This is a genomic window from Leptolyngbya sp. FACHB-541 (genome assembly GCF_014695875.1).
In the GTDB taxonomy this organism is placed as follows: domain Bacteria; phylum Cyanobacteriota; class Cyanobacteriia; order Elainellales; family Elainellaceae; genus JAAUTN01.
Window position 1 is genome coordinate 203,171 of sequence record NZ_JACJPC010000098.1, and the last position, 12,421, is coordinate 215,591.

10 protein-coding genes and 1 tRNA gene are annotated in these 12,421 nt (G+C 46.9%); 7 read left to right on the forward strand and 4 right to left on the reverse strand.

What is annotated here, in order from left to right; translation table 11 throughout:
* Positions 1–49: 49 nt before the first annotated feature.
* Positions 50–3,241 (forward strand): PAS domain-containing sensor histidine kinase, encoded by a 3,192-nt coding sequence (locus tag H6G00_RS20695; RefSeq protein WP_190798169.1) that lies wholly within the window; start codon positions 50–52, stop codon positions 3,239–3,241.
* Between the two features lie 192 nt (positions 3,242–3,433).
* Here the strand turns inward: H6G00_RS20695 and H6G00_RS20700 are convergent, their stop codons facing one another.
* On the reverse strand, positions 3,434–4,609 hold the full coding sequence (locus H6G00_RS20700) for a bifunctional sterol desaturase/short chain dehydrogenase (protein ID WP_190798170.1): 1,176 nt from the start codon (positions 4,607–4,609) through the stop codon (positions 3,434–3,436).
* A gap of 412 nt (positions 4,610–5,021) precedes the next feature.
* Positions 5,022–5,591 (reverse strand): type 1 glutamine amidotransferase domain-containing protein, encoded by a 570-nt coding sequence (locus tag H6G00_RS20705; protein WP_190798171.1) that lies wholly within the window; start codon positions 5,589–5,591, stop codon positions 5,022–5,024.
* Positions 5,592–6,642: 1,051 nt separating this feature from the next.
* Here H6G00_RS20705 and H6G00_RS20710 point away from each other — a divergent pair.
* The 6 genes from H6G00_RS20710 (at position 6,643) to H6G00_RS20735 (ending at position 11,240) form a co-directional block, all read left to right on the forward strand.
* Positions 6,643–6,990: a resolvase gene (locus H6G00_RS20710; protein WP_190685369.1), complete on the forward strand. Its 348-nt coding sequence runs from the start codon at positions 6,643–6,645 to the stop codon at positions 6,988–6,990.
* Between the two features lie 163 nt (positions 6,991–7,153).
* Positions 7,154–7,510, forward strand: coding sequence for a hypothetical protein (locus H6G00_RS20715; protein WP_190644919.1), 357 nt, complete (start codon positions 7,154–7,156; stop codon positions 7,508–7,510).
* A gap of 66 nt (positions 7,511–7,576) precedes the next feature.
* On the forward strand, positions 7,577–8,599 hold the full coding sequence (locus H6G00_RS20720) for a spore photoproduct lyase family protein (protein WP_190798234.1): 1,023 nt from the start codon (positions 7,577–7,579) through the stop codon (positions 8,597–8,599).
* A 315-nt stretch (positions 8,600–8,914) separates the two neighbouring features.
* Entirely contained in the window at positions 8,915–9,691 is a 777-nt protein-coding gene (locus tag H6G00_RS20725; protein ID WP_190798172.1) for a hypothetical protein, read from the forward strand.
* A 129-nt stretch (positions 9,692–9,820) separates the two neighbouring features.
* The gene (locus tag H6G00_RS20730; protein WP_190798173.1) at positions 9,821–10,753 is read left to right on the forward strand and encodes a helix-turn-helix domain-containing protein; all 933 of its coding nucleotides are present in this window, start codon (positions 9,821–9,823) and stop codon (positions 10,751–10,753) included.
* Positions 10,754–10,979: 226 nt separating this feature from the next.
* On the forward strand, positions 10,980–11,240 hold the full coding sequence (locus H6G00_RS20735; protein ID WP_190798174.1) for a hypothetical protein: 261 nt from the start codon (positions 10,980–10,982) through the stop codon (positions 11,238–11,240).
* A 29-nt stretch (positions 11,241–11,269) separates the two neighbouring features.
* On the opposite strand, the gene H6G00_RS20740 is transcribed toward H6G00_RS20735, so the two are convergent.
* Positions 11,270–12,067, reverse strand: a complete 798-nt coding sequence (locus tag H6G00_RS20740) for an RNA methyltransferase (protein WP_190798175.1) — start codon at positions 12,065–12,067, stop codon at positions 11,270–11,272.
* A 159-nt stretch (positions 12,068–12,226) separates the two neighbouring features.
* Positions 12,227–12,310 (reverse strand) — tRNA-Leu (locus H6G00_RS20745).
* Positions 12,311–12,421: the final 111 nt, after the last annotated feature.

Here is a 12,421-nt window from a genome sequence, read left to right on the forward strand (position 1 = left end):
TTGGATATTGAGACTGCAATCTTTCTCTAGACAAGTCGCATCTATAGTGATGGCGATCGGTTTTTTGGTCATTTTGGGATGGATGTTTGATATCCCATTGCTTAAGACCTGCTTTTCCCACTCGACCAGCATGAAGGTCAATATTGCTCTAGGATTTATTTTGGGCGGAGCAACGCTGCATCTTCTTTGGTATCAGCAACATGGTGTTCGGTCGGCACTGTGGAGATGGGCTATTCAATTTTTAATTCTTAATTTCTCACTTTTAATCACCCTGCTGGCTACTCTCACTCTGATTGAGTATTGCTTTGGCAAAGATTTGGGAATTGATCAGTTGTTCATGCAGCAACCAGAACCATTGGGCAGCATGGTTGCTCCAGGGCGAATGGCAATCAACTCTGCAACCGCACTTTTGCTGCTGGGATTGGCTTTGTTGTTGCAGCTTTGGCAGATTGATCTCGTTTCACAGGGGGTGTCGCTAGCGATCTGGTTTCTCGGTTTGGTTGGGCTGTTGGGACATATTTATGGTGGAGTCTATTCTTATACGACAACTTCTTACGTGGGAATGGCTCCGCATACGGCGATCGCCTTCCTGCTCCTGAGTAGCGGCATTCTCTGTAGCCGTCCTGATCGAGGAATTATGCTGCTGCTGCTAGGCAAGCAAGCCGGAAACCAAATGATTCGTCGTCTGTTGCCGCTGGCGATCGCAGTGCCGATTCTCTCAGAAGGATTGAGTGAAGTAGGACTGCGGCTAAACTTCTACAGTTCCACAGCCGAATCTGCTCTGTCTAGTACTACGAATGTGTTTGTTCTTTCGGCATTAATTGGCTGGAATGGCTATATCTTTAACCGACTGGACTATGGTCGTCAACGGGCAGAACGAGCACTGCAAAATTTGAACGTGAGCCTAGAACAGCAGGTAGCGGAACGCACCCAGGAATTGCAGCAAAATAAGGTAGAACTAGAACAACGTGTCGCAGAACGCACCGTTGAACTGCAAGTCGCAAATAACCGGCTGCAACGAGAATTGTTTCACCGAGAGCGCACAGAACGGGCACTGAGAGAGAGTGAGCAGCGCTTTCAGACTTTTATGGATCAAAGCCCAGCAGCAGCCTGGATTACGGATGAGTCAGGACAACTGCTCTATACCAGTCAGCGCTATGCTCAAATGTTTCGCTTACCTATCCATTCCAGCGTTGACCAAACCGACACCCTTGATGCGGTCGGGTTTGGGCAGGAATTTTTGGGAAGCATTTACAAAGTTGCTCAGACGGGGCAAGCGAATGAGACGGTCGAGTCTATCTGTCGCATTGATGGAATGACCGGTGAGTTTTTAGTTTACCAGTTTCCTTTTCCAGCAGCACTCAATGAAATGCTAGTGGGTGGCGTGGCGATCGATGTGACAGAACGCAGACGAGCAGAACTGGCTTTGCAGGAGCGAGAACAGTTTTTGGGCAGCATCTACGATTCAGCGACAGAGGCAATCTGGGTGGTTGAGCAGCTTGAGGATGGGGAATTTCAAATTGTCAGCATGAATCAGGCGATTGAGACAACTGGCAGATCGGCTAACAGCTTTATAGGCAAACGCCTGGATGAATTGTGGGACGCTAAAATGGCTGCTCAAATTCGCAAGAACTATTATCAGTGTTTGTGGCGAGGTGAAGCGATCGCCTATGAAGAGTCGTTGCCATTTGGGGATCAAGTTCACAGTTTTCTGACGACTTTAACTCCGTTGCCTGATCCTCAAAGGCGAGTTCGGCTGCTGGGCATCAGTATGGATATTAGCGATCGCAAAGCGGCTGAGCTAGCGACCCAACAGGCCAAAGAAGCGGCTGAAGCTGCGAGTCAGTCAAAGAGCATTTTTCTAGCCAATATAAGTCATGAGTTGCGAACACCACTCAACGTAATCTTAGGCTTCACTCAAGTGATGCGCCGTGATGCCTCTCTCTCGGATAAACAACTTGAAACCATTCAAATCATTCATCGCAGTGGCGAACAGTTATTCAATTTAATCAGCGATATTCTTGACCTATCTAAACTAGAAGCAGAACGCACAACTTTAGATGAAAGCAGCTTTGACCTGATGGCTTTGCTAAAATCTTTGCAGGAAATGCTGCAACAGAGAGCTGAGTCAAAGGGTTTGCAATTTGAAATTGAACTGGCTTCAGATGTGCCGCAATATCTCATTGCTGATGCAGGCAAGCTGCGTCAGATTTTGCTCAATCTGCTGAGCAATGCCATTAAGTTTACGGAACAGGGAAGTGTAACACTGCACGTCAAGCAGTCGAACCCTGCCAAAACTGAATCCCATACAACTCACCTACTCTCATTTGAAGTGCAAGATACGGGCATGGGAATTGCTGCAACTGAGATCGCCCACATTTTTGATGCATTCGTACAAAGCCATTCTGGGAAAATGACTCCCGGTGGAACAGGGTTGGGGTTAACAATTAGCCGTCGGTTTATCAGGCTGATGGGCGGCGAAATTTCAGTCAACAGCACTCTGGGACAGGGTAGTATCTTCTACGTTCACATTCCAGTTCAGATTGCTCAAGCATCTGATGTACAAAGTACTTCTTCCCCAGAGCAGGTGATTGGACTGCTTCCAGGCCAACTGAACTACCGGGTTTTAGTAGTAGACGATCAGTCTGAGAATCGCCTGCTTTTGACTCGTCTAATGATGCAGTTGGGGTTTGATGTGCAGCAAGCAGCCAATGGACAGGAAGCGATCGCCCTTTGGCACCAGTGGCAGCCTCACCTAATTTGGATGGATGTAAGAATGCCCATAATGGATGGCTATGAGGCAACGCAAGCAATTCGCGCTGGTTCACAAGATCAGCCTGTCATTATTGCGCTGACAGCTCAAGCTTCAAGGAGCGATCGCGCTCAGGCACTCGCGTCAGGCTGCAACGATTTTGTCACCAAACCATTTCGAGAAAATGTCCTTTGCGACAAAATGACTGAGCATTTGGGGGTGCAGTTTATTTACGAGGCGGTGCCTCCGTCAATACCTGATGCAAGCGAGGAGGGCGATCGCCAGTTCCTCACTCGCGAGAGTCTACGGGTCATGCCAACTGCCTGGATTGCTGCACTACTCGGTGCATCCCAACTTTGCGACGAGGAAGAAATTGACCAGCTAATCCAACAAATTCCGACAGTCCACACCTTCTTGGCAAAATGCTTGAGCCGCCTTGCTCATGATTATGAATTTGAGCAGATTAGCAAGCTATCTTCTCTTGAGTAGTTGCCTACACCGCAACTACTCAAATTCTTACAATTCTTATTCGAAAGGAGTTTCAGAGGATTCTAGAACGGACTGGACTAAATTTGGACTAAATTCAACTGCCCTCTTTGCGATCGCCTTTGCACAAGACGCAATAAATTGCCAGACTCATAAACCTTGAGGTTCACCTTCCAAGAAGTAGATGCTTGATCCTCATTTCCGAGAAAACAACCGAAAATAAATAGACTGCAATAACTCCTTCACCGGAAACGCTACATAGGTGATTGGGTTAACTGTCACAATGATGTTTCTAAAGTCGCGTCTGGCAAGTGCCACGATCGCCCAAGCAACCCAAGTTGGACTCATCACCCCAACCGGATTCAAAGTGCTCTTGAATGGTCCCAAGATCAGTTTGCGAATGATGCAAGGGGAATCTAGTCGTCGCAAAGTAATCAAATTTCCAAGGGTTCGCTTTGACAATTCATATAGAGGGCTGAGTGCCGGACTAACCTCCGCTTCAGACGTGTTAATCCAAAGCTCCTTGATTGCCTTATGCTCTGACTTCTGTACCGTACTCAAAAATAGCTCCGCCAACGCCCAGGCAGAGAAAGTATTGATCTCAAACGACTTTTGAATTGCTTCAGGGGTGCGATCGCCATGCACATTAATACCGTGGTTGATAATCAGAATGTCAACCGTTTTGAGGCGATCGCCCAACTCATTCTCCTGTCCCGGATGCCATCGGATCACCTCAGTCGGAGTATCAAACTCCAGCCCATCTGAAGTCGTCAACGCAACCACCTTTGCCCCTTGCTGAGACAACTGTTGAATCAGCGCCCGTCCCATAGAGCCAGAAGCACCCGTTACCGCAACCACTTTTCCCTTAAGCGACAAACTGGTTCCTAATAACTTATCGAAAATAGTAAAGTGACCAGAATAATAGGAATTTCCCTGATCAAAATGGTGTCGCCAGTGATAGGTTCGATTCACCGTCCATCGAGTCGGAATTTCAACCAAATCTCCTGGCTTATGGGTTAGATCAGTTTGCAGCAATAGGCCTTGAGAACGAGCTAAAGCTGAGACTAAAAAACCCAACGAATAAACGCAGCCAATTGCAAATCCATAACTTTGAGCAAGACCTGCGATCGCGCCCGTAATAAGGGTCATGGCGATCGCCTCGGGCACATCATTATAAAGCTGCGCCTTACGATAAGCTTCAAGACTGACCATCGTTAAATCTCGACGATAAGCCTTGTGGTGCAACGTATGAAAAGCTTGAATAGGCTGCCAGTAATGCCCTGCCAAATGATAAAAATCTCGAATTAATTCTGCTAAAACGATCGAGAAACACCCAAGCAGAAATTGACTTATAAGCAAATTAAAATCCATTTTTAGTCTTTTGAAATTGCCGTTCCTTCAACACCTAAAACTAATTAGTAAATTGAAACTAGCAGAACCAGAACAACTTACCCGCAAAGTAATTTAACATTCATACCCTAGTTTTTCATCCGCACGGCCATTTACTCCTGCATTCAAGTTGAGCGTCTTATGTTAAGACCAACTAATTTTACGGCAAGACTTAATTTGAGACGCTTTAACCTCGAAGTAAGACGCTAACTGGCTACTCAGCCCTTTCTACTTAAAATCTCGCCAGTACTTCTCTTAGCAAAAAGCTTTAAGACTCGTATGACCGTGATTCACAACAGCTTGTTACTCAGCAAAAAATCAGGCGAGAAACACAGCAGAACTATGCTTCTCGCCTGAATAATATTAGATCTCTAGACTTTAGTTCAGCCAATTCTTAAGCAGAACGACGCTGTTCCTGATGTTGTCCTTTTGCAAACTCCTCGACCATCTTGTCTATAAACGCAGAAATGTCGCTAGGATTCCGACTCGTTACCAATCCCTGATCAACTACGACCTCCTGATCGACCCAGTTTGCACCTGCATTCTTTAAGTCAGTTTTAAGAGAGGGCCAGGAAGTTACCGTGCGCCCCTTCACAACATCTGCCTCAATCAACGTCCATGGCCCATGACAAATTGCGGCAACGGGCTTGCCCGCTTCAAAAAACGACTTAATGAATTTCACTGCTTTTTCATTAGTGCGTAATTGGTCGGGGTTCGCTACGCCACCCGGCAACAAAAGAGCATCGTAATCGCCAGGATTTGCATTATCTAGGATCAAGTCAACCGAAAAATTGTCACCTTTGTCAAAGTGATTCCAACCTTGAACAGTGCCACTTTTGGGTGAAATGATATGGGACTGAGCCCCTGCTTGCTCAAGAGCCTGCTTAGGCTCAGTCATTTCCACCTGCTCAAAACCATCCGTAACTAGAATGGCAACTTTTTTCTGATTGAGCTGCTGTGTCATCTTCAATTCCTCTATTTCGTCTCATCTATCGTGCATTTCCAGCCCAGAAAAACTACATAAATTTTCTGTTGGGACTGTTTCACACAGCGCACGAACACCAATGTATTGCAATTCTTCTAGCCTATTCTCTGTTTTCAGTGTGACCTTATTGAGGTCTCGTTCCTCCTTTAGAGACATAAGTAAATTCTGCTCAGAAAGATACTTGGCATGTAATCGGCTTCAGCCGAAACAGGATCAACCGCGTTTGTACAAGCTCCGAAATGACTTAAACGGAATTATTACTCTAGTCAACAATCTCAGAACTCACACTCCACTCTAGACTCATTTGTATCAAAATTGGACTCATAAAAGCAAGTCTAAGTCTTACTGTGAGACTAGAAAGGCTGTGCTAGAGCGGCAAAGCTAGTTGAAAAGCAACACATGTCAAGCAAGCATCTTGTAGTACTTGTAGAGGACACACTCTATTGCATCTCTGCAAAAGCTATTGGGGGCTAGCTACTTGCATCTAGAAGTAGATATGGCTTCATCAACTCGATAAGTTCAAAATCTCAAGATTGCAGTGAGATTAGGCAGTATCAAATTTAGACCAACAGCGATACAATTGAGTCTCATCCCAAGACAAAGCTTAAGGAAGTGTGGTAACAAAGAGGATCATTGAAGCAGGCGATCGCTTTGTACAAATTCTTACTTAAAACAAAACCTAAATTTCAAGGGGCATTTTCTTCAAAAGAATGAATTTCAGAGGTGTCCTTGAAATGAACTCGCGATTCTTGCTTGAATGCTACGCCTCTAAGTAGGGAAAACAAATCAGACCTTAAAACCTTTTCTCAAATCTAGACTAAGTAAACTCAGTTGTAGACTCATACCGATACAATGAAGTCTCCGTCTAAGACAAAAAACTCATCTCAATAGAGACTCAGTAGTATCATCTCTGGATTCAAATTGAGACAAGCAAGTCTCAATATAAATCAGCTTTTGCAAGAATTAAGACTAATCGTTCTAGAAATAAGACTAGTATTGATACTAGTGAGTCTCAAGATGGAAAGAAGTCATGGATGTTGAAACTTCAAGCAACCCTCAGGGATTGATGTCAGTCGAAGCCGTGCAAAAAGCTTTGAACCGCTCTCGCGCTTCGGTATATCGCTACGCCAACACCGATCCAGAGAACTCTAACCTGCCCTATGACCCTCAGAAGCTAAATCCTGAACTGCGACTCGACAAAGATGACCCACTGCTGTTTCATCCCAATGAGGTAGCCCGATTTGCAAAAGATGTATTAGGAATTAAGCAAGTCACCATCGAAATTCAACAACCTGCTGAGACGGTTACTCATGAATTGCTGCGAGCAATTTTGGCAGAGCTTCAGAGCATCCATGAACTGCTCAAAAACCGCTCCTAAATCGTTAAAACGTGAGTTCAAACGCAAGTCAAAATAGCTCCCTAATTTGCCAGAGGAAACCCCTACCAAAACAAGGTAAAAGCCGCTCTGCCTAAGCAATCCAAGCTTCTGTTGTAGAAGCGATAATAGGAATAGAGGTAAGCAGGAAGAAGCACAACATTACATGAAAATTCAGTCATCTGTATTGGTTCATTTAGGATTTGGTAAGTATGTGCGTTCAGATCAAGTGACTGCCGTAATACCAATTGAGGAAGACCGCGGACCCGGTCGTAGAACCTTTATTCAGCTTCAGGGGCAGTCTGACCCGTTGATTGCATCACGTGCAGAAGATTCCATTGTGCGTGACCTGGTGCAAGAGCCGCGTGAAGTGACTCAGTCTCGGCAGCAGCAGGAGATTCTGAGAGATTTGGTGAATGACTTGAGTAACGTCAATGCTACGGTTCGTCGGATTGCTCGTGACGAAGGTGGACTTGACTTGGAGCGTCTAGAGCGACGCATTCGTGAAGTACTAGAGGATTAGATTTTGCAGAATACTGACACAACCACTCTTATCCCAACTCAGCCTGTACGGTCTGCCCGGCTCTGGATGCCCGAGCGGGTCATGTTTACCCCAGCTGCTTTGGAAGAGCCTTGGGGACAGCAAATTCTTTCACGAGTACAGTCCCTCAACTTGCCTGTTGATGAGTTGCCTCGCAATCGTCTGACAGGGCTGAGAGGAGAGAGCGATCGCGACACCTACGACATTTCTAAACGTACTCTTGCCGTCGTCACCGCCCCGCCCAGTGCCCTCAAACTTAGCCCGATTCCTCCCTCTGCCGACTGGCAATTTCACTTAGCAGAGGGCTGTCCGGCTCACTGTCAGTACTGTTATCTAGCTGGTAGTCTGTCTGGACCTCCTGTGATTCGCGCCTTTGCCAACCTACCGCAGATTTTAGACAACCTGACTCACTATAAGCAGCCTGGACAGATAACTTCCTTTGAAGTGAGTTGTTACACCGACCCGCTGGGTATTGAACATTTGACGGGAAGCCTTGCTGAGTGCATTCGCTACTTTGGTCAACACGAGGGAATGCATCTTCGTTGGGTGTCCAAATTTGACGCAGTAGATGGACTGTTAGACTTACCACACAACGGGCACACTCGCTGTCGCGCCAGTGTCAATGCCACACCCATCTCCGGTCGGTTTGAAGGAGGCACTGCATCCGTTGCAGCCCGGCTCCAGGCATTACGCAAATTGGCACTGCCGCGATCGCAATCTGGAGGAGGTTATCCCATCGGGCTGGTGATTGCCCCAATCATGGTCATGGAGAATTGGGTTGAGCATTATACTCAGCTTCTAGACTCCATTAGCGAAGCTCTAGATTTTGACTGTGATCTGACTTTTGAACTCATTTCTCATCGTTTTACACCCAAATCCAAAGAAGTGTTGACCACCTGGTATCCACAGACCAAGCTGGACATGGACGAAACAACCCGTAGCGTTAAGCGCAACAAGTTTGGTGGGACCAAGTATGTTTATGACACTGACATCATGAAAGAGCTACGGCAGTTCTTTGAGCGTGAGATTGCTCAACGTTTTTCCAAAGCTCGAATCCTTTATTGGACATAGATCATCAAGGGTTGGGGGTTCGCCTCCCAACCCTCTTTTTTTCGGCTCACGTTTAGAGTAGGCAGAGCGAGCAAACTATAATCCTCGGCAATTGTACTCACTAAAGGTAGAGAAAAAGCTACTCATTTTTACTTATCATTTACGTCATAATCGACGGGAGACTTATGCAGTTAGAATTGTCTGCCCTAAAGGCTTTGACAAAATTCAAAACCTGCATGACAGCCTTATCCTCATGCTGTCAAACGTTGTGCTAACAGGGATTGCTTTTAGCAACTTCTTTTTGGCTGGAGGAATTCGGTCAGCAGTTGAGCGCTTATGAATTCAGAACTGCAATTTGGCTCTGGTTTAGCTCTTTTGGCTGGGGTTTTGGCGATCGCCCTCTCCCTGGTGCACTTATTTGCGCGTAACATCCGATCATTCAACACCATTCCGCGTAGCCGCTGGCTCTCCTTCAGTAGCGGAATTTCTGTAGCTTATGTATTTGTTCACATCCTGCCTGACCTGAGCGAAGCTCAAGAAACTATCCGTCAAACCTTGGACGAAACCTCGGTAAACCAGTCTCTATTATTTTTAGAACATCACATCTACCTGATGGCTCTCCTGGGCATCTCGGTCTTTTACGGACTAGAGCGGGCTGTTACCGTATCACGACAGCGCAACCAGGACTCCGGCAAAGGCGATATTCCCGAAATTGGCATATTCTGGCTACACATTGGCTCCTTTGCACTCTATAACGCCCTAATCGGCTACTTGTTGTTCCATCGTGAAGAACCGGGACTTTGGAGCCTACTCTTGTTTGCGATCGCCCTAGGGTTTCACTTCATCGTCAACGATTACGGGTTGCGCGACAACCATAAACACATTTACGACAAAACAGGACGCTGGATACTGGCAGCCGCAGTCCTTGTAGGAGCAGCAATTGGCTATGGCACTCACATTCACGAAGCAGCGATCGCCCTCCTCTTTGCCTTTTTAGCAGGAGGAATTATCCTCAACGTCCTTAAGGAGGAACTACCCGAAGATCGCGAAAGCCATTTTGGATCGTTTGTTCTAGGAGCAGGAATCTACGCAGTACTGCTGCTCACCGTTTAAAAAAGCTGATTAAAAAAGCTGACAAATTTTTATGAGACCAGCACCATCCGAATTATTTCTGGTACTAGTAGATGGAGTAGCTTAACTCCCCTGAGTAAGCATCAACGTCCGAGGAGTAAGGAGTAGTCGGTGAGCAAGTTAAATCCCATTCAGCTAGAGCAACTCAAAGAAATTGGCGTGCAGCTGCACCAAACGCGAGAGCAGCAGTCTAAATCCCTTGAAGAAGTTGCAGCCAAAACTTTTATCCCCCTGCGCCTGCTACAAGCCATAGAAGTCGGTCAAGCAGCAGTCTTACCTGAACCTGTCTTTATTCAGGGCTTTATTCGTCGCTATGGAGACCTTGTAGGACTGGATGGAATGGCTTTATCCAAACAGTTTTCACTCGATAGCACCACTGCTACATCCGCTAAAATTGAGCAACCCAAAGTTGCTTCTCCACAACCAATACAACCACAACCTGTACAACCACAGCCCGTAAAATCTCAGCCAGTCGTCTCTGAGCGGGAATTTCCTGTGGCAAAAGCCGTTTACACACCAACACTTAGCCCAAATACGACCAGCTCAGATGTTGAGCCAGAACTAACTAACTCAGAGTCTTCCAGAACGTCAACTCGCTTCAATCCGCTCTACGCACTCTATGGAATTGCCGGAATTCTCATCATTGGTGGAGGCATCTTCCTAATCGGACAGATCAAGCCTCAGTCAAGCGAATTTTCGCAAGAAACGGCTGAATCCAATGTATCTAGTTCTTCCACTCCTACTGTTCCTCAGACCGAAGCAAGCCCTGTTGCCTCACCTCAGCCCTCAGCCGTCCCCACTGACGACATCGAAGTCAGTATTAACCTAACTGAAGCATCCTGGCTACGAGTTACCGTTGATGGCGAAATTCAGTATGAAGGAATCCTGCCCCAAGGAGAACAGCAAACTTGGAGTGCAAAAGAACAGGTAGTCATTAGAGCCGGAAATGCTGGAGCCGTCTTAGCCAGTCTCAATGGAGCATCCCCCGAACCCTTGGGAACTAGAGGAGCCGTTGCAACAGTCACTTTCCTCGAAGCCGAGTAGTTTTCCACCTGTGTAGGCTCGATTTCAAAAGCCAGAGTAACGGATGCTAAGTGGCAAACAGCACTCCCTAACTGTTGAACCCCAGTTACACGATTCCGAAACGGATGTTAGAATCCGCTCAAAAATCAGCCTATCCATCCCTGATAGATCTGCTTAATGAGCGGTGCATTCTGTTCTTATACGAAGTGCGTTCAATGATCTCGTTTTGGAATGAGGAGCTAGCACCATGGATCAAGGTTCACAAGAACTCCGTCGCGCTGCCGCTAAAGCATTTGAGCAGGCGATCGCCCAGCTAGAAACCACTCTGCAATTGCCCAATGAGGTCACTGATCTCACAACTTCTCCACCCGAAAACGCCAAACAGCAAGCCGATAGCGCTAATTCCGCCTTTGACCTAGACGCGCTGGCAGATGCCGCTGCCGACATTGAGCAATTCATTCAAGCAAAAACTCAGCTTTCAAACGAGCCTCCTGAGTCAAAGGAGTAGGGAATAAAGCAAAACTTCCTCCTCACTCCCTAGCTCCCAGCCCCTAAGCTCTCCCTCTGCCGCTGCGCCTCATACAAGATTAAAGCAGCTGCGATCGCCACATTCAGAGACTCTACGCCTACTGCCAGAGGAATTTTGACCTGCACATCAGATATTGCTGTCAGTTCCTCTGACAGCCCAGCACCTTCGTTTCCTAGCAAAAGTAGCGTCGGTGGCTTAAAGTCTGCTTGCCAATAAGTCAACTCAGCCGTAGGCAACGTTGCCACCACCTGCACGCCATGTGTCTGAAGCTGCAAGATCTCTGCCCGCAAATTTTTACTAGTCGCCATCGGCAACCGAAACCATTGTCCAGCGGATGCTCGCAGCACTTTAGGGTGGTCCAAATCAACACTATCTGCACTCACCCACAAACCGTCAGCACCAGCCGCCGCTGCCGTACGAATCACCGTACCCAAATTGCCTGGATCTTGCAGCGTTTCTAACGCGACAGCCAAACTGATCCTCGAATCAAGAGCATGATCATGCGATCGCCGTTCTGCCGCAGCGACTACACCATCAGGTTGAACCGTGGTGGCGATCGCTCCCAACACCTCAGCACTCACCAGTTCTACCCGACTCGCCTGCTGACTCGCCCGCTCCCAAAGCTGAGCATGACGGTCTTGCCAGTTAGGAGTACAGCACACTACTGCCAAAGGACAGTTCACTGCACAAGCTTCCTCTAGCAAATGTGTCCCTTCCAGCAAAAATAATCCTTGTTCCCGCCGTTCCTTCGCTCGATGCAGCTTTCGCATCTGTTTGACCAGCGGATTTTGCAAACTAGTCAGCATCGCAACAAGCAAAATTTTGTCGAAGAATAGATTGAAATTTTGTTACACAAGACGACAAACGTATAAGTTTGACGAATTACAGAACTTAGCTTGTTTCATAAAATTATTAAGTCCCGATCTAGCTCAAGCTAAATCGGGACTTAATTTCGCATTCAAAAATGCGGAACCCGGGACTTGAACCCGGAAGTCTTTGCAGACACTAGAACCTGAATCTAGCGCGTCTACCAATTCCGCCAGTTCCGCACTAGCGCTTTTTAGGGCTGCGATTCGCTATCATCCCCTAATCTTGAGCAACAGTCAAGCAAATCCTTAAATTAATTCTAGCCCGTAGGGAATTCTAGCTTCAGTTCAGCA